At 35.8% G+C, this 24,292-nt stretch carries 15 protein-coding genes; 8 read left to right on the plus strand and 7 right to left on the minus strand.

Annotated features, from left to right (window positions below; genetic code table 11):
- The 5 genes from KZH69_RS00010 to KZH69_RS00030 all read right to left on the minus strand — a co-directional run.
- A partial coding sequence (locus tag KZH69_RS00010) for a SprB repeat-containing protein (RefSeq protein ID WP_219315406.1) occupies positions 1-6,802 on the minus strand: 6,802 nt, incomplete at its 3' end.
- 314 nt (positions 6,803-7,116) lie between these two features.
- Positions 7,117-10,584, minus strand: coding sequence for a PorP/SprF family type IX secretion system membrane protein (locus tag KZH69_RS00015; RefSeq protein WP_219315407.1), 3,468 nt, complete (start codon positions 10,582-10,584; stop codon positions 7,117-7,119).
- A gap of 1 nt (position 10,585) precedes the next feature.
- Entirely contained in the window at positions 10,586-12,097 is a 1,512-nt protein-coding gene (locus KZH69_RS00020) for a T9SS type B sorting domain-containing protein (RefSeq protein WP_219315408.1), read from the minus strand.
- Between the two features lie 210 nt (positions 12,098-12,307).
- Positions 12,308-13,594 carry a beta-helix domain-containing protein gene (locus KZH69_RS00025; RefSeq protein ID WP_219315409.1) on the minus strand — a complete coding sequence of 429 codons (1,287 nt, stop codon included), beginning with the start codon at positions 13,592-13,594 and terminating at the stop codon, positions 12,308-12,310.
- Between the two features lie 122 nt (positions 13,595-13,716).
- Positions 13,717-14,166, minus strand: a complete 450-nt coding sequence (locus KZH69_RS00030) for a hypothetical protein (protein WP_219315410.1) — start codon at positions 14,164-14,166, stop codon at positions 13,717-13,719.
- 397 nt (positions 14,167-14,563) lie between these two features.
- Between KZH69_RS00030 and KZH69_RS00035 the strand changes: the two genes are divergently transcribed.
- From KZH69_RS00035 to recA, 4 genes are all read left to right on the plus strand, one after another.
- Positions 14,564-15,700: a DNA polymerase III subunit gene (locus tag KZH69_RS00035; protein WP_219315411.1), complete on the plus strand. Its 1,137-nt coding sequence runs from the start codon at positions 14,564-14,566 to the stop codon at positions 15,698-15,700.
- Between the two features lie 6 nt (positions 15,701-15,706).
- On the plus strand, positions 15,707-16,090 hold the full coding sequence (locus KZH69_RS00040) for a DoxX family protein (protein WP_077372563.1): 384 nt from the start codon (positions 15,707-15,709) through the stop codon (positions 16,088-16,090).
- A 34-nt stretch (positions 16,091-16,124) separates the two neighbouring features.
- The gene (locus tag KZH69_RS00045) at positions 16,125-16,634 is read left to right on the plus strand and encodes an acyl-CoA thioesterase (protein WP_219315412.1); all 510 of its coding nucleotides are present in this window, start codon (positions 16,125-16,127) and stop codon (positions 16,632-16,634) included.
- Positions 16,635-16,906: 272 nt separating this feature from the next.
- Positions 16,907-17,926, plus strand: a complete 1,020-nt coding sequence (gene recA, locus KZH69_RS00050; RefSeq protein ID WP_219315413.1) for a recombinase RecA — start codon at positions 16,907-16,909, stop codon at positions 17,924-17,926.
- Positions 17,927-17,971: 45 nt separating this feature from the next.
- Here the strand turns inward: recA and KZH69_RS00055 are convergent, their stop codons facing one another.
- Complete coding sequence (locus KZH69_RS00055) at positions 17,972-18,742, minus strand: lysophospholipid acyltransferase family protein (protein WP_219315414.1); 771 nt, start codon at positions 18,740-18,742, stop codon at positions 17,972-17,974.
- Between the two features lie 192 nt (positions 18,743-18,934).
- Here KZH69_RS00055 and trpS point away from each other — a divergent pair, with 192 nt between their 5' ends.
- Complete coding sequence (gene trpS, locus KZH69_RS00060; RefSeq protein WP_219315415.1) at positions 18,935-19,909, plus strand: tryptophan--tRNA ligase; 975 nt, start codon at positions 18,935-18,937, stop codon at positions 19,907-19,909.
- 53 nt (positions 19,910-19,962) lie between these two features.
- Positions 19,963-20,424 carry a hypothetical protein gene (locus KZH69_RS00065; protein ID WP_219315416.1) on the plus strand — a complete coding sequence of 154 codons (462 nt, stop codon included), beginning with the start codon at positions 19,963-19,965 and terminating at the stop codon, positions 20,422-20,424.
- A 98-nt stretch (positions 20,425-20,522) separates the two neighbouring features.
- Here the strand turns inward: KZH69_RS00065 and KZH69_RS00070 are convergent, their stop codons facing one another.
- On the minus strand, positions 20,523-20,996 hold the full coding sequence (locus tag KZH69_RS00070) for an Lrp/AsnC family transcriptional regulator (RefSeq protein WP_219315417.1): 474 nt from the start codon (positions 20,994-20,996) through the stop codon (positions 20,523-20,525).
- Between the two features lie 189 nt (positions 20,997-21,185).
- Here KZH69_RS00070 and KZH69_RS00075 point away from each other — a divergent pair, with 189 nt between their 5' ends.
- Both KZH69_RS00075 and serA read left to right on the plus strand, forming a co-directional pair.
- Entirely contained in the window at positions 21,186-21,995 is an 810-nt protein-coding gene (locus tag KZH69_RS00075) for a DUF1338 domain-containing protein (protein WP_219315418.1), read from the plus strand.
- 326 nt (positions 21,996-22,321) lie between these two features.
- Positions 22,322-24,217 carry a phosphoglycerate dehydrogenase gene (gene serA / locus KZH69_RS00080; RefSeq protein WP_219315419.1) on the plus strand — a complete coding sequence of 632 codons (1,896 nt, stop codon included), beginning with the start codon at positions 22,322-22,324 and terminating at the stop codon, positions 24,215-24,217.
- Positions 24,218-24,292: the final 75 nt, after the last annotated feature.

Below are 24,292 nucleotides of genomic sequence, written 5' to 3' on the forward strand. Positions count from 1 at the left end.
TTTTTGCAAAAGCATAAGTGTAATTTGGTGTCCCATTGGAGGCAACAACCGTAATTTGTGAATTATCGTTGTTACAATTTACATTCGTTGCTGTTGCACTTGTAATAGACAACGCTGCTGAAGGTTGGGTAATAACCACTGTTCCATCTTTGAAACAACCCGTTGCTGTATCTGTAACTCTAACAGTATATGTACCCGATTTTACATTGGCTAATGTTAGCGTATTACCAGACTGTGTAAGCGTTCCTGTTCCTAATGTTCCTGCAGTTAATGCAAATGTGTAAGCACCAACTGTAGCATTCCCTGATACAGTAAAAGTTGCTTTGGCTGTTGAATCGCCATTACATTTTACATTCGTGTCAACATTACCTGAAATCGCAATTGGAACAACGTCCTTAATTTCATAGGATTCGGTATAATAACAACCATTAGCATCCGTCACTTTAAACAAATAGGTTCCTGCTGTTAAGCTCGCAAATGAATTTGAAGTTTGTTTACCTCTAATTATTGGTGAAGGAGTAATAGTCTCGTATTGTAATGTTCCAACTCCATTTGTTGCTGTTACTGTAACTGTAGTAGACGTTGCAGTACAGGTTATAACCGCATTGGCAAAAGCTAAATCCGTTGGAGGATTCAACTTCAATAATGTTCCCGATCCTGAAACAGTACATAATTTTGAATCTCTAACAGAATATGTATAAGGCTGATTTGCTCCGTTATCATTTAAAGTCAAAACATTAATCGAACCATATCCTGATCCGTTGAAACTATATTCAAATGGTCCTGTTCCTCCCGATGGTGCATTTATAGTTACCGTTCCCGCTACTTTCGCATTGCTTGTATTACAACTAAATGGAACTTCTGTTACAGTAGCTGCTAAAGTTGCTGGTTGGGTAAGTGTAATAGTAGCTGCTGTGGATACACAACCTTTGCTGTCCTTTACTTGATATGGATAGGCTATTCCCGCTGATAATCCAGAATAACTTGTGGTTCCGGTAAAGGCACTTCCGTTAAAACTATACGTATAACCGCCAGATCCTCCTGAACCAGCTAAACTCACTGTACCATCCACTCCACCATTACAACTAACTTGTGTAGGAGTTGGTGTTGCCGTAGGATTCGTAATTGGGTTTACTGTCGTTGATGTAGTAGAAGTACAACCATTGGCATCTGTGATTACAAAAGTATATGCATCTGCATTGGCATTGCTAACACTATAAGTAAAACTTAAAGCTGCACTTGGTGAACTTGCTGCACTTGCCGCTCCTGAACCTTTTTTAACGGTATACGTAAAAGGCGATTTTCCACCAGCAATTGTAACTGTAATGACTGCATTTGGACTGGCTGAACAATCTAATGTTTTAGTCACTGAAGATCCTGCTATCAATTCCGGATAAACCGTTGTTGAAGCCGGTGCCGCAACTATACAACCATTTTTATCTTTGATATAAACGGTGTAAGTACCAGCTGATACAGTAAAAATAGGACTTGTTTGGAAAGCTCCGCTTGGGCCTGCTATTCCATATGTTAATGGTGCTAAACTTGTAGCAGATGGCGTAGCGGTAATAGTAAATCCACTTCCTGAAGCAGTACATTGCCCTCCAACTACAACGCTCGTAATCGCTGGCATAGCGTCACTTATAACTGTAACCGTTTTTTTAATTGTACAATCATTCGCATCTTTAACATAAACATCCCAAACTAAATCAACCCCAGAATTGGTGTCTACCGTTAAAGGATTTGTACCGTAAGTAGAAGTTGGAACCGTCGATGGACTTTTTGCAAAAGCATAAGTGTAATTTGGTGTCCCATTGGAGGCAACAACCGTAATTTGTGAATTATCGTTGTTACAATTTACATTCGTTGCTGTTGCACTTGTAATAGACAACGCTGCTGAAGGTTGGGTAAGAGTTATACTGTAAGTTGCAGGACAAGTGGTTTTTCTGTCTGTCGCAGTAATAGTGTAAACTCCTGCTGGTTGTGGACTAGTAACATTAATAATAGTAACTGTTTCACTCACATTGCTAGCAGTTTGAATAATTACATTAGCAGCATTCTTAATTACATAATCGTAACCTCTATCTTTTACTCCATTAACTGTAAACTGAATTGTTCCTTTATCTCCAAAACATTTAATTGGAGTAAGCACAGAACCTCCCGCAACAATATCTGGCACATCGCTTACATGATAAGGTCGTTCAAAACTACAGCCATTTTTATCGGTAGCTCTAAAAATATAATCTCCTGGTTTAAGATTTTTAAATTCTCCATCTGACACAACTGCAGAACTAAAACCTGAAGGTCCAGAAATAATTTGGTAACGTATAGGTGATAATCCACCTACCGCTTGAAATTTAACATGCGCTTCATAAGCTGGACACTCTAGACCTGTCTCAAAAAACACATCAATGCCTGTAATAAACACCTTAGGATTAATTATAATTGATAATGGTCCAAATTGACATCCATTTTTATCTTTGATGTAAGCAGTTACTGTCCCTGATGAATAAGTAGAATATGTGTTGTCAGAACTAAAACTAGTGGCTCCATTAAAGCTATACTCATAAGATCCTGTTCCCCCAGAACCATTAACAGTCACAACTGCTGGAATCGCGCCTGTGGAACTACAAGCTAATTCGGTTGCACTAATAGTACCTCCAACTACAGTTGGATTCACAATAGTAACATTACTCACTGCAGACTCACAACCTTTACTGTCAATTACTTTAATATTATAAGTACCAGCTGCCAAACCTGTAAATTGGTTTGTAGTTTGTGTTGTATAAGTCGCTGCTGCACTTAACTTAATAGCATAAGTGTAAGTGGTCGTAAAACCATTAGCTGCAGTAACGGTTATAGTTCCGTCATTAGCATTATTACAAGTAATATCGGTTTTAGCACTTGTTAAAGTTGGCGTTGTTTTTGGAGTAACAGTTATGGCATTACTAGTTGCTGGACAGCTTTTGCTATCGGTTACAGTAAAGACATATGTTCCCGAAAGAGTAGCAGCATAAGGGAAAGAAGAAACTACCGTAGAAGCTCCTCCATTACGAGAAACAGTGTATGTGTAAGGTGCACCATATCCATCGACAACAGTAGCCGTAATTGAAGCGTTTACCAAACACGTTAAATCTTGTGCTAATGTAGCATTCAATTGCAATTGAGGAGCGATACTAATATTTGAAATAGTAGCTGTACACAAATTAGTATCAGTAACTATAATCGTGTGTGTACCAGGCGCTACATTGCTAAAAGTATTTGAATTGACTGGTGCGTTACCATCTAGGGCATAAGTATAAGGACCAACACCACTGCTGGCATTTACCACCAAAGTAGCAGGATTAGCAGTTGTATAACACCAATCGGTTGTGGCATCTAAACTAGCCACTGGTGGTGTTGCCGCAGTTACACTAACAGTAGCCCCAACTGAAGTGGTACACAAATTAGCATCAAGAACAAAAATCATATAATTACCAGTCGGCACATCAGTAAAAACACCTCCATTACTACTAAAAGGTTTCACTACAGTAGTTCCATTAGACTGCCTCAATTCATACTCATAAGGTGAAGTTCCTCCTTTAGCCACTGCTGTAATTGTTGCTCCTGTTTTACAAGTAGCCACTTTGGTTACAGAAGCAGAAACTGTTAGAGCAGAAGGCATTTTTATCTCTTGAGAGAATGGGAAACTACAGCTTCCTGTTGATGCGTCAAAACGGATTTTTATATTGTAGATCTTGTTTGTCAAACCTGTTACAGTTACAGGAGAAACTTTACTGTTTACCCAAGTAACACCATTGTCCATCGAATAATCGAAACCATAAGGCAGATTAAAATTTTTGGCAGATAAAGTAATTTCACCATTTTGTTGCCCATTACATTTAACATCTTTATAACCTGTTATGGAAGCAGAAAAAGCTTTACTGCCATCGACAATTACAGGAAATGAAGCCATTGTATTACACGATTTTGGTATTTGACGCACCCAAATATCATCAATAAGTACATCATTACCATTAAATTCATTGTTGTAGGATCTAATTACAAAACTCAAATTAGTATAAGCCCCTGGATTTAATGATAATTCTTTGTATTCCCATTTATCTGATTTCGGAACAACCCAAGGAGTAGCTACTGGAGTCGTAGCAACAATAGTTTCTGTACCCCCTACACCATTTAAATTATTTACTAATTGAATAGTTAATTTGGGATCGTCATAGCTAGTTTTAGTTGATTTTATCAAATTCTCTGCCCATAAAGAAATAATTACGGGTTGATTCGGGATAACATCTTTGATAGGTTTACTATATAAAATTCCGCCTATACCAGCAGTTCCCCCTACGTTTACACACAAAAATCTTCCTTTTGGATCATCCGGCAATGTATGGTCATTGGCAACAAGCCAAGTACCTCCAAAAGTAGTTACAATAGAACTTGCTACCGCATATTCCCCATCATTAATCCATTGATCCGTATTACACGTATATCCAGGCAAAAGATGAGTAGTAGCCTCATCCTCAAAGCAATATGCAGGATTTATACCTGGTGTTGTGGTAAATCCACCTTTCCCAAAATCCTCCTGCAATAAATTACTATAGGTTGAAACACTTAATACATTATAATTTACAGTTATAGTATGATCCCCTTGAGTTACATTTTTAAAAATATTAGAAGGTGTGCTGGTATTTAGTACTCCATCTATATAATAATCATAACTAAATTTTGGATCTCCGCTTCCACTGTTAGTAACGGTAACTGTGCTCGTCGCGGATCCATCACAATTAAAGACAGGTTCATTGACACTAATAGTTGGAGCGGCAGGTTTAGGATCTAAAACAATACCTCCCATGGCATATTCACAACCAGCTGCATCTTTGATATAAAATGTATACGGACCTCCAGGACTAATAAACGCTTCATTTGATGTTATCCAAGTCGCTTTATTATCAAAGCTGTATCTGTAAAGATTTGGAGCTGGATAAGTAGTTCCTCCTTGAGGATTTGTAATTCTAACCTTCCCTTGAAGTTCGTTTCCTACGGGACCACAACCGGATAATTCTGCAACTCCCGCTGAGGCAGTTAGAGCAGTTGAAGCTCCTATTGTAATTGTAACTGCAGGGTCATAACAAGTACTGCCAGATTTTTTATATCTCACCTTTACACTGTAAATTCCTGGGGTAAGACTTGAGAATACACTAGTTGTATAATAATTTGTACCATTATCTATACTGTACCCCATAGTATAACCTTTCGTGTCGGTTACATTTATAGAAATTTGTCCTAATGATCCCGTGCAATTTCCATCAACTTTACTAATAGTATAAACAGGTTTATCAACTACGGGAACAATTACTGTTGTATTACTAGCAGAACAACCATTAACATCTTCAACCCGAATAACATAATTTCCCGATTTAGAAACTATAATTACCTTAGTCGGATTTTCTACAAATCCAGCACCATCAATGTCAACATAATATTTATAAGGTGAAGTTCCTCCTGCTGCAGTAATTGTTATTGCGCCAGTATTGCAAGGCGTCAAGGCTGTTGTTATACTTGCAGTAGATGTTAAAGAAGTAGGCGCATTAGCAACAATAACATTTGTCTTGGTATCTACCATACACGATGATCCAACTACAGACGTTTCAACCTTATAAGTACCCGAACTTAAACCGGTAAAAGTATAATCTGGATTAGCTGTAGTACCAGAAGAACTTACTAAAACATTAGCGCTATTAAAAATTTTATAGATATATTGTTGTTTTACATCATTTGTAATAACTTGTACGCTACCTAGACCACCATTACACTTCGGTGAAGTAATAGAGGTTGTAACTGCAAAATCTAAACTTTTAATTTCAAGGTTTATGACTTTAAACTCACATGAACCTACTATACCTTTTATTCTAATAAATGCTGTATAAGTACCTGGTGTACTTGTGGTAAAAACATTGCTATCCTGCCAAGTCCCTGGAGTTGAACCAGTAGTAAAACTATACTCATAACCACTGCCAAATCCTCCAACCGTAATTTTACCATCAATTTTACAACTAGCACCATATTTAACAATGTCATTTTTAGCAACAGCTGTAGGGACTAAATTATTTTGATATACATTGAAATAAAAAACATAGGGAGTTCCTGCACTGTCGGTTATTTTTACCCTAAATTGTCCAGCTGAATTTGCCAAATAATCTTTTCCAGTTGCAATTTGAGCCCAACATGATGCAGCTGCACTTTCATTAGCACAATCGCTATTAGAAACAGTAATACAACTTCCTCCCGAAATAAATCTTTCCCATGTAATAGATTGCGCATCTGTTATTCCAGTTTCAATAAGTCGAGAATCATTTCCCCCACATAAAAATAATTTCGGTAATTCTTTTCCGTCATTTGGACAAATTGAAACTTGCCCAGCATACGGTAATTGTGCATACTTAATAACTGGATTTGTGATTGCGACATTGAAAACCGCAGCTTCTTTAGTAGTCCCAGCAAACTTACTTTTTAACGAGTCTATCAGTACTACATCTTTTTTTGCATTGACGTTAATAATACCAATTCTAGATGAAGCTGATATTCCTAAATTAGAAAAACTGGAAAGAGTAGTTATTAGAAAGAAAAAGAATAGCAAAAAAATTGCTCTATACTGTATTGTTGAAAAAGTACTTCTTTGAAAAACTGGCTTACTCCAATTTCTAAATTCTCTCCTGGTTGAAGCACAATAAAACTCTTCTATATGAAATAAACTTTCAAATAGAGATAATATCCAATGAATAGGTTTTGAAAAAGTAGGTTTTTTCATAGTTTTTATGTGTTTATGTCTTTCAGCAATAATTTATTCATTGAGGCGTTTGAATAAATTTACCGAATAAAATATTTTAATTAAATGCAATTTTATAACTCAATAAGTGCAAAAAAGCCTTTTTATTATCCAAAAAAGCAATTCTAAAAATGATTATTTTAAAATGAACCTTAGTTTAAGTGCTCTTAAACAGTAGTTTATAATGTGATTTATATTACAAATTATAACATAAAAAGTTAAAATTAAACAAATTAAAACAATATCAAATAGTATCACAAAGTATTTTATGTTAAAATAAAACAAACGGAGTTTTATTATTTCTCAATTTTCACTATAACCATTTTGCTATTATAAGCCTTACTACCTTTTGCTTCTAATGCTTGTGTAGCTTCTTCCAAATTATCAAATTTATCGTTGTAAATAAAATATTTACTTGAATTTACATCATAAAAGAAGTTTACATTTGGTTGTCCAGATGCCACAGTTTTGGTAACAAAAGTGTCTCTTTTTTGTACATCACTATGAACGGCCAATATTATATAATAACCACTCTCTACATTTTTATTATTCTTAATAATCTGCATGTTAGCTTGATTATCACCAAAATCAAAATCTTCTGCTTTTAATGGAGTACTACTCACTTTAGTAGTTTCTTTTATACGTTTCAAAGTAGCTAAATCTTGAGCATAACGATCTTGATCGTTCAACGAAGCTGCGCGTTTTATTCTACGTTTTTTCTCTATTTCAGTTTCTACTTTGATTTGTTCAAGTTTAGCAGCCATTAAAGCGTTAGATTGCTCCGCTTTTGCCTGTTCCGCTTTTAAATTCTCAATAGTCTTTAAATAATTTTGATTGATAAAATCATTTTTTGGAGTCTTTTTAAGTCTTTCAGCATAAAGTCTATTAAACTCATCCAAAGATTCTGCCTGAGCTCTATTTACCTCGGCAATTTGTGCCTTAATAGATTCAAGTTCGGCATTTTCTGCAGAAGTACTCTTGAATTCTACTGTAGTTTTTACAATACCTTTATCACTTAAATCATTTTCTTCTCTCATTTCTTTCAATGCCTTTTGCTTATTGGCCACGGAAGCATCCAAACGAGTTAACAATTGTTGCTGTTTACGCTTAGAATCTTCGAGTGTCTTGGTCAAATTATCCATTGACTTACCGTATTCATCCTTAGGCATTGCATCAGCTTTGGCTTTGGCTAATGCTTCAACAGCAAGTTTTGCAGCTGCTGCAGCTTCAATTTTATCCTGTTCTGCTTGAGCGGCGGCATCAGCTTTGGCTTTAGCATCCGCAGCTAATTTAGCGGCTGCGGCAGCATCTGCTTTCGCTTTATTGTCGGCAGCAAGTTTAGCAGCGGCATCGGCATCAGCTTTGGCTTTAGCATCCGCAGCTAATTTAACGGCTGCGGCAGCATCTGCTTTCGCTTTATTGTCGGCAGCAAGTTTCGCAGCGGCAGCGGCATCGGCATCAGCTTTGGCTTTAGCATCCGCAGCTAATTTAACGGCTGCGGCAGCATCTGCTTTCGCTTTATTGTCGGCAGCAAGTTTCGCAGCGGCATCGGCATCAGCTTTGGCTTTTGCATCCGCTGCTAATTTAACGGCTGCAGCAGCATCTGCTTTCGCTTTATTGTCGGCAGCAAGTTTCGCAGCGGCATCGGCATCAGCTTTGGCTTTTGCATCCGCTGCTAATTTAACGGCTGCGGCAGCATCTGCTTTCGCTTTATTGTCGGCAGCAAGTTTCGCAGCGGCATCGGCATCGGCTTTGGCTTTTGCATCCGCAGCTAATTTAACGGCTGCGGCAGCATCTGCTTTCGCTTTATTGTCGGCAGCAAGTTTCGCAGCGGCATCGGCATCGGCTTTGGCTTTAGCATCCGCAGCTAATTTAGTGGCAGCTGCATCGGCATCTGCTTTCGCTTTATTGTCGGCAGCAAGTTTCGCAGCGGCATCGGCATCGGCTTTGGCTTTTGCATCCGCAGCTAATTTAGTGGCAGCGGCATCGGCATCTGCTTTCGCTTTATTGTCGGCAGCAAGTTTCGCAGCGGCATCGGCATCGGCTTTGGCTTTTGCATCCACTGTTAATTTAGCGGCAACTGCATCGGCATCTGCTTTCGCTTTATTGTCTGCAGCAAGTTTCGCAGCGGCATCGGCATCAGCTTTGGCTTTAGCATCCGCAGCTAATTTAGCGGCAGCAGCATCGGCATCAGCTTTCACTTTATTGTCGGCAGCAAGTTTCGCAGCAGCATCGGCATCAGCTTTTGCTTTCGATTCTGCAGCTAATTTAGTGGCTGCGGCAGCATCTGCTTTCGCTTTATTGTCGGCAGCAAGTTTCGCAGCGGCATCGGCATCAGCTTTGGCTTTAGCATCCGCAGCTAATTTAGCGGCAGCAGCATCGGCATCAGCTTTTGCTTTCGATTCTGCAGCTAATTTAGCCTTAGAAGCTTCTTTTGCTTTGGCATCTGCAAGTACTTTAGCAGAAGCATCAGCATCGGCTTTAGTTTTTGCATCTGCTCCTAATTTTGTTTTATTAACTGGTTCAGCTTTCTTGCTCGCTAGTACTAAAGCAGCGGCATCTGCTTTAGCTTTAGCATCGGCCGCTAATTTATTTTTTTGTTGAATTGCTTCTGCATCCGATTTAGCTTTAGTACTCGCTGCCAATTTAGCTTTAGCTGCAGCTTCTGCAGCATCAGCTTTGGCTTTGGAGGCTGCTGCCAATCTAGCTTTATTTTCTTCAGCTACTTTAGCTTGTTTCTCAATTCGCGCATCGGCAGCTGCCTTAGTATCTGCTTTCGGTTTAGCAGCAACGCTTTTCTGTATTGGTGCAGCTTCAATTAGAGCACCTTCTTCTTCGTCATCTCCGTAATCAAAGTTTTTACTCTTTATCTTATAAGCTAATACAATAATGTGTGAAGCTCCTAATTCTGAAATATCACCTAACCCCATTCCGTAAGAATATTCTAATGCAATTTTTGGAGTTACATTAAGACCAAAACCAGCAGTCATACCCAAAACCGAATTGTAACCTGCTTGAGCCCAAATTCCTTTTGGAATTGTAAACATAGCAGAACCCGAAAAAATAGTTTTATCTTTAAGCACTTCGGTTTTAATTAACCCTGAAAATTTGCTCCTATCAAAAAACCCATAGGAATCAATAAAACCTGTATACATAATATGACCTTCAATTCCCTTGTTTGGATCGTCTTTCAAAATTCCAGAATCAAGATTGTAAGTAATCAAATTATTGAAGGCGAAACCAAAATCAAAGAAAGCAGTCCCATAATTGATTCCCGGACTAATTGTCATTAAAGTATTTGATGGGATATTATCAAGTGAAGGATCTGGAATATTAGAAATAACTTTACCACTGTTTAAACCACTTTTGTAGGCACTCAAATTCATACCAAACGTCAAGTTGCTATCTTCTTGTAATAAAATATTGTGAGAAAAATTGGCAAGTGCACCAAAAGTAGTTAGTACACCTTGATTCTGTTGAAAAACACCTAGAGCGATACCTTCATTCTCTCTAAAACGACCAGAGTAACTTAGCAAATAAGTTTTTGGAGCATTATCAAAACCTATCCATTGACTTTTGTTAAACAAAGTTACATAGGCACTTTGCTGCCTAACAAAACTGAACGTTGGATTAATTACAAACGAATTAAATTTTAAAGAGTTTCCTGGTGGGATAACATAAGATACAACACCGTCTTCTTGTTGAGCATAGAAAACATGTACAGAACAGCAAAAAAAGAAAACGCTTAGTAAAATTTTTTTCATATTATTTCAGAAGAGTTATCGAACCCTTTTTGGCAGACCCGCCATTTGGAGTAATTATATAATAATAAACAGGATTGAAGTTAGTGAATTCTATAGCAGTTTGTGGCCATCCTGCATAATTATCATAATTGTTCGTCTCAAACACAATTTCTCCCAAAGTATTTAAAATCAAAATATGCGTATTAGTTCCAGAAATATATTCATCAGGAATAATCCAGGTATCATTTACTCCATCACCATTAGGCGTTACAATATTTGGGATTTTAGCAACGTTAAGATTTACCTTAAACGAAACCTCAAAAGGAAATTCATCAGTTATTATACAACTCGTTGTTTCTGTTATAATTACTTTATATTTCCCTTGCGCGGATACATTTAATGTGCTTTTATCGGCTCCTGGTATAACAAGATCATTAAACAACCATTGGTAGGTAGGAGAGACTGCAGTGGTAGTGGTGGTAACATTGAGTGCTTCCCCCTCGATAATAAAGTTCTTTGCCTCTACATTAATTGTACTTGTAATGTCTAATACTTTCAAATCAATAGTACCTTTAGCATTACAACCTCCAAAATCAACATCACAAGTATAAATTCCTGGAACATTAGTCAAATATGTTTGAGCTGTTGCACCATTAATGACAACATCATCTTTTTTCCATATATAAGTTTTTCCCGGTGTTACTGACAAAACTGTATTTCCAAGACTGCCGCATAATGGATTACCTAAACTCGAAACAATTGGAAATGAAGCACCTGTTGACACCGAGACTGTTACACTCTGTGAACTATAGTTATCATCCGAACAACCACCATAATCAATTTTAGCATAATAAACACCTGCTGTATTTACGGATAAAGAAGTAGTCGTTTCGCCTGGAATTATAACATCATCTTTATACCAAGAATATTTTAATTGAGGATAGTTTGCAGGAGAAGAATCTGGGATTTCAGGAGTAGGATTAAATACCGTAAGTGTTGCACTACCACCTGCACAAAAACTAACTGCAGACTGATTGCTATTAATTGCAAATGCGTCAGTATAGGCTTTATAATAGGCGGGAAATGTTTTGGTACTAGATGTGTTAAAAATAGTAAAAGGACCACTTTGAAATCCCGAAGCACTTACCACTCTTAATTTATAAAGATTGGAGCCAACTAAATTAGTTGGAACAGCAAAAGTCAGTGTTTTATCTGTAGCAGTATCTAGTGGTGTCCCAGGGAGTGCAGTTAGAACAGTTGTAGCTGTCGGGGTTGCAAATGAACCCGTAGGATCTGAAAGCTCAACATAAAATTTTTCATCTGAAGCAAATCCTGTAATAGAAAAAAAAGCCTGATATTCATTGAAGATTTCGCCAGGTTTTGTAGGATGCGGACCACCTGCACATATTTGATTAAATTTTAATGCTTTGGGAGTAATTTGCTGCCCAAATACATACTGCGTTGATGGGACCAACAACAACAAAAAAAACATAAATTTTATAAAAGAAAAAGAAGGAGTAGGTTTGCTTTTCATATGTTGATATTTATTGCTTTTCATAAGGGCATATGGAATCTGCAAATCATCACTGGGTTATCAACCAATCATTAGGCTAAACTCTTTTATACTAAATTGGAATTAAAAATAGCCAATTAAAAACAGCTTTTTTAAGTAATAAAATGAAAGCTAAACCTGTTATACTTTAGGCTTAACTTTCATTTTTCTTTAGTCCAAATAACTTTGATTTTATTTAGTAGAAGCTGTAATTTTAGTAAGAGCTAATCTAAAATCAGGTCTTCTAGGATTTGCAAAGTCATTAAAAGTCTCTAAGTTTGATGTTTTAGAATACAAATTGAAGAAAACGCTATTTCCATAGTAACTTTCTAAATCTTCATTTTCCAATGAACCTTCTGTAAAAATATTTCCTTTACAGAAATTAAAATACATTTCTTCTATTCGAATTTTCTTAAGATTTTTGTCATTGATTTCTATTTTATTATCCAATACTACTGCAGGATTAAAACCAGAAATAACGCTTTTTCTTAATATTAATGAGCTATTTTCACCAACATAAACAGCCTCTTTCACAAGTCCTGCTTTAACATCAGCGTCAATATTGTCACTATCATTAGCCAAAGTAAGATTAGTAGCTGCAACAAGTGTTTGCTTCTTAGTAAAATCTACGTCTTCTTTCTTAATATATGATGAAACGTCTAAACAACGAGAGCCATTACTACTTGTTAGATATGACGATCTAATAGCTAATGAATTATCAATCTTAACTTGAGCACCTAAAGTAAATTTAAAATCAATTCCATTCGCTTTATAAGAGACCATTTTAGTCATTACGGGCTCACCTCCAAGAACTTCAAATGAATCTCCTGCAGCATAACTCACCATAATATTTTCTAAGATTGTTTTGTTCCCAATCCCACCCAAAAGAATAGCATTGAAATTTTCTGATCCTCTTATTTTTTTTCCAGCATATTCAATTCTTACAAATTTTAAAACGCCAGAAGAACTTGACGGATTTAATCCTCCATAAGTTGTTAAAGAAGGATCTAAGTCATAATTAACAGAAGAATAACTACCAAACTTATTGATCGGTGCATCTCCAAGAATAACAATACCTCCCCAGTCTCCCGCTTTCTTTATACTTTTATTTGAAGTAAAAACTATCGGATCTGTTTCCAAACCTTCGGCTATCAGTTGAGCACCTTTGGTAATAACCAAAGTACCTTTAGATTCTGCATCACCAATAATAACAGTACCAGGCTCAATAGTAAGTATAGCATTATTTGTAACATACACATTTCCCTGTATAATGTAAACATCTCTCTTGGACAATTTTGTATCTACGGCTATGTTACCCGCAAGTATCTGACTAGCTTCACCATAATCTGCTTTACCTGGTTTGAATTCTGTCCAGTTATTCAACCAATTGCTTGGTCCAAATATTCCTTTCTCCTGTTGTGCATTCACATTGGAAACAACTGCAAGAAAAACCCATATAATTACAAATTTAGTTTTCATAGGTTTGGGGGTATTAAGTATTATTAACATTTCAATCTCTGTAGGCTTAGAGTATTATTCACCCATGATGGGTCTAAGATCAAACTTAGAAAAACGCTAAATTTTTCTAAAAATTTTATTTTTTATTGCTGATCAAAATCATGTAATGATTTCAATGTTTGCTCATAAAACAAAATTGCTGTAACGATTTGTCCTTTATCAGAATAGGGTAACATCTTTCTTAAGAAATCTACTGAAATATCAATATACGTTTGAGTAGCTTCTCCTTGCAAATCCAAGGCTTTTCTGTTGTCAGCATTATCAGGAATTCCTAAGTCTGTCATAGTAACGCCTGGTTTTGAAGCTAAAGCAAGATTAGGTAAAATCTTGATAATTACTTTCATACGTTCTATGTACAATTCAACCAATTCTCCTTTTGACATTGCTTTCAGTGTTTTATCATCATAATAAGTACGAATTGAAGCACTAGTACTAATGATACTTTTGGGCATGTTTGGCTTTGCCTGTGCGATGCATTTAGAAGAACTTAATGCTAACATAAAAATACTGAAAAAAATAATTTTCCCTTTCATATCTTGGATTTTTAATTAATAAAACAAAAATATACAATTAAATTGAATTTGCAAGTCTAGAAGCATAAAATAAAGATAATTTTAAAGCCCAAACACACTTTATTATACATTACACCGAGTAAAATCAGCACTTTATCGGAATAATTAAGATGCAAAAAAAAATTAAAATATTAAAAAACTAAATAAATAAATAGTATTTATCCTAATAAATTACAAGAAAAACAAACGAAAAAAATTTATTTAAATAATTAATACAAAACTTACCAACATATTTCTGTTCAAAAACCATAAAAAATAGAGTAAACTCCTATGTTTTTCACGAGTTTAAAGACAAGCGCGATTCCAAACTTTACAATAGAAAATTTTTGAAACTATCATTTTCTTCTATCTTTGCCCAATGGAATTCTCAAAAATTATAGGACAAGAATACATTAAAAACCATTTGGTTAAAAGCACCAATTTAGGCAGGATTCCGCATGCACAACTATTTATTGGACCGGAAGGCTCAGGGACATTACCCATGGCCATTGCTTATGCACAGTACATTTTATGCAATAGTAAAGGGGGACTAAACGAAACATGCCTCCTTAAATTTCAAAAAATATCCCATCCTGATTTACATTTTATATATCCCACTGTCACTACTGATGAAGTCAAAATAAAACCAAAAAGCATCGACTTTATTGCAGATTGGAGGCAATTTATTCTAGAAAATCCTTACGGAGGTTTATTTGATTGGTATGCAAAATTGGGGGTTCAAAATAAACAAGGAGAAATTCGTGTTGATGACGCACAGGACATTTTAAAATCCCTATCCTTAAAATCATATGAAGGAGGATACAAAATAATGATTATTTGGATGGCGGATAAATTAAATATAGCCGCCTCGAATAAATTACTGAAACTACTAGAGGAACCACCCGAAAAAACCGTTTTCATTCTCATCTCTGAAAACGAAGAAGATATAATTCAAACGATTCGCTCCCGCTGCCAAATTACTCATTTTAGCAGTCTGAGTGAACAAATTATTGCAAATGGACTTATCGAAAGAGAGCAGATTGAACCTAAACAGGCATTAAAAATTGCTCACCAATCACAAGGGAATTACAGTAAGGCATTACACCTATTATATGATGACCATGAAGCACTACCGTTTGAACAATGGTTTGTAACTTGGGTTCGGGCCGCTTTTAAAGCCAAAGGAAACGCCGCTGCTATACAAGATCTCATTGAATGGAGCGAACAAATAGCAACGTTAGGAAGAGAAACCCAAAAAAAATTCCTTCAGTTTTGTATTGAAATGTTCCGCCAAGCTTTGTTGCTAAATTATGAAACGAAAAAGCTTGTTTACATAGAACCCAAAGTTGAGAAATTTAAACTGGAGAACTTTGCTCCCTTTGTAAACGGAAATAACATTTCAGAAATATTTAAAGAGTTGTCCGATGCGATGTATCACATTGAACGCAATGGTAATGCCAAAATAATTTTAACCGATTTATCCATAAAATTAACACGTTTAATACATAAAAAATAGAACCACATGAACAATATTGCCTCAATTTTAATTTTAGTTTTTTTAGCAATTACCTTTTTACAATCTTCACAGGATAAACTATTTCACTGGAAAGACAATATCGATTGGCTTAAAGAACATTTCGCCGAAACTCCTTTACGCAATCAAGTCCCATTAGCTCTTGTAAATGTATTAATACTGGAATTAATTTCTGGTATTTTATGTGTGGTAGGAGCAATAGAAATAGCCGTAAATAGTGGTAGAATCTACGGATTATATGGTGCAATATTTTCTTGCATCACTCTTATTATGCTTCTCTTTGGACAACGTTTGGCCAAAGATTATGATGGTGCAAGAACCATTGTTTTATATTTCATACCATCAGTAATGGCAGTATATTGGCTAAATTAAAACATAACAAATAACATAATTCCCTTAAAAAAGTATGACATCAAAACATCCTTCTGACTCCTTAACTATATTAACCGATTTGGTTTTACCGAGCGAAACCAATCCTTTGAATAACTTATTTGGAGGGGAACTATTGGCCAGAATGGACCGCGCAGCCAGCATTGCAGCAGGAAGACATTCCCGACGTATAGGTGTAACAGCATCCGTCAATCATGTGGCTTTCAATAAATCCATTCCATTGGGTAGTGTTGTCATTATTGAGGCCAAAGTATCCAGAGCCTTTAAAAGTTCGATGGAAATATATTTAGACGTTTGGGTTGAAGACCGTCAATCTGGAAATAGAACCAAAGCAAACGAAGCTATTTATACTTTTGTAGCTGTAGATGATACGGGAAGACCCGTAGAAGTTCCGCTAATCGAACCTGAAACTGAATTGGAAAAACTCCGTTACGATGCTGCATTGAGAAGAAAACAATTAAGTTTAGTTTTGGCTGGCAAAATGAATCCTCATGATGCTACCGAATTAAAAGCTTTGTTCACGTAAAAGACAAAACTATCTTAATAACCGGCATCAAATAAATAGAAACAATTCACAGCAACAGAATATCCTGACCGATAACGCAAGTAAAAGGACTTAATGATTTCGAGTTCTTGCTATACGAGATAACAATTCGAAACGACGTAAATCTGCTTATTTGTCAAAAGAAAACAACTTTTGATACTTCAAAAAAAAAAAGTATTTTTACGAAAATTAAATAAAATAGACTCCTTCATTTATATAAAAACAAAGGAAAACCGAATAAACAAAAAAAAGAGATGAAAGAAAAAAGCAGTTCAGAGAAAGAAGCTAAGTTAAAAGCGTTGCAACTTACACTTGACAAATTAGATAAAACCTACGGAAAAGGAACTGTAATGAAAATGGGGGACAAAGCCATTGAGGAAGTGGAAACGATTTCTTCCGGGTCTTTGGGTATTGATTTGGCTTTAGGTGTTGGTGGTTATCCAAAAGGACGAATTATAGAAATTTACGGACCAGAATCATCTGGTAAAACAACATTGACTTTACATGCAATTGCTGAAGCTCAAAAAGCTGGAGGAATTGCTGCATTTATAGATGCGGAACATGCTTTTGACAGAAATTATGCCGAAAAACTAGGTGTTGATATCGAAAATCTAATCATCTCACAACCGGATAACGGGGAGCAAGCATTAGAAATTGCAGAAAACCTAATTCGTTCAGGAGCCATTGATATCGTTGTTATTGACTCGGTAGCAGCATTGACTCCAAAAAGTGAAATTGAAGGCGAAATGGGAGATTCAAAAATGGGTCTTCACGCTCGTTTGATGTCACAAGCCTTGAGAAAATTAACTGGTACTATCAGCAAAACCAATTGTACAGTATTTTTCATCAATCAATTGAGAGAGAAAATTGGTGTCATGTTTGGGAACCCAGAAACAACTACCGGTGGTAATGCATTAAAATTCTACGCTTCGGTACGTTTGGATATTCGTCGTTCTACCCAGATTAAAGATGGTGAAAACGTATTGGGTAACCGTACTAAAGTGAAAGTGGTTAAAAACAAAGTAGCGCCGCCATTTAAAGTAGCTGAATTTGACATCATGTATGGTGAAGGAATTTCTAAAACAGGTGAAATTTTAGATCTTGCGGTAGAATTTGAAATTATCAAAAAGGCAGGTTCTTGGTTCAGTTATGGAGATACCAAGCTTGGACAGGGTCGCGATGCTGTTAAATCCCTAATCAAAGACAATCCAGAATTGGCAGATGAACTGGAAGTGAAGATCAAAAATCACATCAAAGAATTAGCCAACGCATAAAAACAGGAAAGACCGTCTCGTTCCAAAAAACGCGACGGTCTTTTTTTATTTTCTTACTTTCAATTTATCAAGCTTTTTAAACTCAATTAACTCATCATGTATCAATTTACGAACGTGCTCACGTACTTCCTTTCTATCCATTGGTTCACCTGTATCTGAAACCGTCTCAACTAAAGGCAAAATCTTTACACGCATCAAACCCGGACTACCACTAAAAAAAGTATAGGATAATCTTTTTTTATTATCGGCAAAAACCAAAGGCACAATCGGCAAAGCATGTTCTATAGCCAAACGAAATGCACCATCCTTAAAAGTATCCAGCAAAATAGATTCATCGTGAGGCACTCCTCCCTCCGGAAAAATACAAATACTTAGCCCTCTATCAATTCTTTTTTGAGCTTCGTTGAATACTTTCATTCTGCTTTTAGAACAGGTTCTGTCTACCAAAATACTAGTTCTTTTGTAGAAAAAACCAAACAATGGAATCTTGGCGAGAGACATTTTCCCAACAAAAACAAAAGGATTGTCAACAACGGCAAGCATAAGCATAATATCCGACATAGAAGTATGATTGGCCACAAACATATAACTCTTATTGTGATCCAATTTTCCCAGTTTCTCGACTTTATAATAGAAACCCATTCCGAACAGGACACACTTCGCCCAAACACGAGACATTTTGAAAAAATAGGGATAACCGCTTTCAGTCAATATAGAAGCGACCAAAAAAGGCAGCATAATCAGAATTGGAATGAGCATTACCACATAAAACCAAACCCGCCAAACGGCCCAAAATATTTTTTTTATACTATTCATGTGTAGCTAATAATTGTTCTAAACGGTCATAAATAATTTGCAAATCGTCCTTGGTTTTTCTGACCAATTCAAAATTATGCGGCTTACATAAAGTCAAAAGTAAGGAAACTTGCGGAAAATTTAGCAAAAGAATTAACTTTGCGGAAAAATAGTATACCACAATACAATCATAGAAGATTTAAACAAATAAAAATGGCAAAAATACTTACAGGCGTTCAAAGCACTGGAACTCCACATTTGGGAAACCTATTGGGCGCAATTATACCAGCAATCGAATTATCTAATAAACCAGAAAACGAATCATTCCTTTTCATAGCCGATTTGCACTCCATTACTCAAATAAAAAATGGCGAAACATTAAGAGCTAACACCTATAGTACTGCCGCCGCATGGTTGGCTTGTGGTTTGGACATCGAAAAAGTAGTTTTTTACCGTCAGTCGGATGTAGCACAGACTGCAGAATTATCCTGGTATTTGAGCTGTTTCTTTCCTTTTCAGCGTTTGACATTGGCTCACTCTTTCAAAGACAAAGCCGATCGACTGGAAGACGTTAATGCTGGCTTGTTTTCGTATCCAATGCTTATGGCTGCCGATATCTTATTATACGATGCCGAATTTGTTCCCGTTGGAAAAGACCAATTGCAGCATTTGGAAATTACCCGTGATGTAGCCTCTCGTTTCAACTTCCAAATGGGAGAAACTTTTGTAATTCCTGAAGCCAAAATCCAAGAAGACAGCATGCTGATTCCAGGTACAAATGGCGGAAAAATGAGTAAATCTGCCAATAACTTTATCAATATTTTCTTGGATGATAAAGCGTTGCGCAAGCAAATCATGAGCATCGAAACGGATAGTACTCCACTCGAAGCTCCAAAAGACCCTGATACCTGCAACTGTTTTGCTTTGTATAAATTATTGGCAAACGAAAATCAAATCGCAGAAATGAGAGCTAATTATTTAGGCGGAAATTACGGTTACGGTCACGCCAAGCAAGCATTGTTTGAATTGATCGTTGAAAAATTCAAAACTGAAAGAGAAAAATACAACTATTACATCAACAACCTTCTGGAAGTAGATGCTTTATTGAAAAAAGGAGCTGCAAAAGCAAGTACTGTCGCGACTGGTGTTTTGAATAGAGTTAGAGAGAAATTGGGCTTTGAAGTTTAAAGAACAACTTGAAGTCAAATAACAATCAAGCTATCAAAACATAAAGTCAAAAAATGGAATCAGAAAGAATTAAGAGTATAACCATAAATGTTAGCTTACTTCTGTTCTTTATTTCTTTAACTCAAAATGCAGTAAAAATATATTACCATGGAGAATCTCAAGATTCAGCATCCATAAGTTACTTACTAACAGGAAGCATCGCTTTTTTTGGTGGAGGATTATTGGAGGAGATTATTTGGCTTGCAAATCCTTTATGTTTATATGCAATAATTATGCTGCAAAGAAATGATCAAAAAGCAATTGTTTTAAGTTGTATAGCTTTACTACTGGCAATTAGTTTTTCATTTTGGACTGAAATACTTGGATCTGAAAGTGGTTCACTAGCAAAAATTCTATCTTTAGAATTGGGGTATTTCCTTTGGGTGCTAAGTATTATTACATTAACGATCGGTACTTTTCTCTTTTTTATAATAGAAAAAAAGGAACTTAATGAAGAAGAAAATAGGATTGTTTAGTTGCAAAAAATTAAAGGAATTACTAATCAAGAAAGACGAATTTCACTAATTTTCACGAACTGATTCGTACTAATTAGTGAAATTCGTGTTTAAAATTCCTAGTGTATCGGCAAGTTTTTCTCGAAAGCGGAACCAAAAGAGATAAAGGAATCCGTTCCTCCCACTCCCTCAATAATGTGGATTTGTTCGTAGATAATTTTGCGTAACTCTTCGTTGTTGGCCGCCACAATCTTGATAAACAAAGCATATTTACCCGAAACCCAATGGCATTCCACAATCTCAGGAATCAGTTTTAATTGTTCGGCTATTGAATAGGCAAAACGGGCTTCTTTCGTGGCAATTCCAGTATACGTTATGGTTTCAAAACCGTTCGCTTTTGCATTCAATTTTACTGAAAAACCCGCAATCACACCCGATTCCTGCAATTTTTTGACACGCAAATGTACCAATGAATTGGATACTTTTAATTCTTTGGCCAATTCCGAAAAAGGGATTCTCCCGTTCTCACTGAGCTTTCTGATGATTTCTTGGTCTAAATAATCAGTATTTTCGTTGTTTTTGGAGTTTACCATAACTTAAATAATGTGTTGAAAACTATAACATTGACAATTCTAAAGCTAAAAGCCTTTAAATAAATGTCAAAATTACATAATTTATATTCAAAAATGTTCATTTATAAATAATCGGATCATAAATATGTTAGTTCAACAGAATTCTATCTAGTTTTGTGTCATTATTACAATTTAAAACTACAGACAAAAATGGACAAAAATCAACTACTTTCGAAACTATGGGAGCAATATGCTGAAATAACCCCATCTGCTAAAAAAATACATACTCTACTAGAAGAAAAAGGCGAAACGATTCAAAATGATCATGTTGCGATTAGAACATTTAGTGACAAAAGAGTCAACATTGATGTGTTAGAAAAAATTTTCTTAAGCGTTGGGTACGAAGCCCGTGGAGAATATGTTTTTGAATCCAAAAAATTGTTTGCAAAACACTACGAACATACTACTGACAAAGATGCCCCGAGAATTTTTATTTCTGAATTAGAGTTAGAAAAATGTTCAGAATCATTGCAAAATACAGTAAAAAAATTGCTGGATGATTGCGACCCTAATGAATTTAATCATCCCGAATTAGCGTTAAACAGCACTTTTTGGAAATCCGATTCACAGGCGATATACAAATCACTACTTGAAGAATCGGAATATGCAGCCTGGATGTATATCTATGGTTTCCGTGCGAATCATTTCACGATTAATGTAAATGCACTTAAGAATTTTAAAAAACTGGAAGAATTGAATGCATTCTTGGAAGAAAAGGGGTGGAAACTAAACGCTTCGGGTGGAAAAATAAAAGGAACGCCTGAGCAATTTTTAGAACAATCCAGTACGCTAGCCGATTTATACACAATTAAATTTGAAGAAGGTTCTTTTGAAATTCCATCTTGCTACTATGAATTTGCTTTACGATATGCAACGCCTGATGGTAATCTGTACCAAGGTTTTGTCGCTTCATCTGCCGATAAAATATTCGAAAGTACCGATGTGAAATTGCAAAATTAGAGACAAAAAACAAACCAATAACTTGTCAAATTCTCTGTTTTGTGTAGAGAATAACGACAAGTTATAGGTTTTTTTAAGAAATATCGCTCTCCTATTGCGAAAATCAGCTTTGGTCAATCAATTTAAAATAAATAAAACAAAATTTAAAATTGATTTTAGAGGTTTAAATTTAAAATTATCCAACCAAAGGGATAATTTATAACAATAATCTCAATTCTCGTTAAACTGTTTAGTATTATACCAATAAATTTTCAGAAAACCAATAGAGGGGCTATCTTTGAAAAAAAATTGACAAATAACTTCTATTTGTGAAAAACAGTAAAAAGATGACAGAAAATCAGGAAACATTTATATTCGATTTTGACAGTACTTTTATGAAAGTCGAAGCACTAGATGTATTATGCGAAGTAATTTACCAAGATAGTGCCGCAGGGGTCCAAATATTAAGCGAAATTCAACGATTAACCGACCTAGGAATGGAAGGTAAATTGTCCTTGAAAGAATCTTTGACTCAAAGAATCCAATTATTGCAAGCCAATAGAGATCACATCGGCAGCGTAATTGAAGAATTAAAAAAGAAAGTGACCGCATCGGTTATTAGAAATAGAACGTTTTTCAAACAACACTCCGAAAACATTTATATCATTTCAAACGGTTTTAAGGAAATTATCATCCCAATCGTTCAGGAATACGGGATCAAACCAGAGCACGTTTTAGCCAATACGTTCAAATTTGACCATGAAGGAAATATTATTGGTTTTGACGAGAAAGATGAATTGTGCGAAAACCAAGGGAAAGTAAAAAAAATCAAATCATTAAACCTTTCTGGTGAAGCGATTATGATAGGTGATGGTTATACCGATTATGAAACACTTGAGGGTGGAGCAGTATCCAAATTTTTTGCTTTCACTGAAAACGTAAGCCGAAAAATTGTGGTTGAAAAAGCCAGCCAAATAGCGCCGTCATTGGATGAAATTCTTTATGAACTATCCTATAAGGCTTCTGTTTCGTATCCAAAAAACAGAATCAATGTTTTGTTATTAGAAAATGTTCATGAAGACGCTGTTAAAATCTTCGAACACGAAGGCTATAATGTAGAAACCATCAAAGGATCTTTATCCGAAGATGAATTAATCGAAAAAATAAAAGGGATTTCGATACTTGGAATTCGTTCCAAGACACATGTCACGGCCAAGGTTTTGGAACATGCCAAAAAACTACATGCTGTTGGTACTTTTTGTATTGGAACAAATCAAGTAGATTTGGATGCTTGTAGCATGAAAGGAATTTCCGTTTTCAATGCGCCTTACAGTAATACGCGTTCGGTAGTAGAATTGGCTTTGGGACAAATAATAATGTTAGTTCGTAATACTTTCGAAAAAAGCAAACTGATGCATGCTGGTGTTTGGGATAAATCGGCTACTAACAGTGTTGAAATTCGCGGTAAAAAATTAGGTTTGGTTGGATACGGAAGTATTGGATCACAACTTTCTATTGTCGCCGAAGCATTAGGCATGAAAGTATATTTTTATGACGCTGTCGATAGATTAGCTCTTGGAAATGCTAAAAAATGTTCTTCTTTGAAAGAATTATTGGCCCTTTCGGATGTGGTTTCTTTGCACGTTGACGGACGCGCCAGCAATAAAAATTTAATCGATGCCGATGCTTTCGAATACATGAAACCGGGAGTTATCTTTTTAAACCTTTCCAGAGGACACGTTGTTGATATTGATGCATTGGTAGCCAACTTAAAAAGCGGTAAAATACACGGTGCTGCTGTCGATGTTTTCCCTTATGAACCGAAAAACAATGACGAACCATTTGTATCCGAATTACAAGGAATGTCAAATGTAATATTGACTCCACACATTGGAGGAAGCACCGAAGAAGCTCAAGAAGACATTGGACATTATGTTGCCAACAAAATAATTAATTACATCAACACGGGTACGACTTATGGAAGTGTGAACCTTCCTGAAATTCAGCTTCCTGAACTTCAAAGTGCCCACAGAATCATGCATATCCATGAAAACGTGAAAGGTATTTTGGCACAAATCAATAATATACTTTTAGAATACGACAATAATATTTTGGGTCAATATCTGAAAACCAACGAAACTTTGGGGTATGTAATTACCGATATTGATAATTTCCATAACAAAGATTTGGAGAAAAAATTAAAAAAGATTCCAAATACTATTCGATATAGAATTCTATATTAAGATTTCAGATTTTCGATTGCTGATATTTGATTGCTGATTTATTCGTCACAACAAATCAGCAATCGACAATAGTTA

It is taken from the genome of Flavobacterium taihuense, from assembly GCF_019351435.1.
Taxonomy (GTDB): Bacteria; Bacteroidota; Bacteroidia; order Flavobacteriales; family Flavobacteriaceae; genus Flavobacterium; species Flavobacterium taihuense.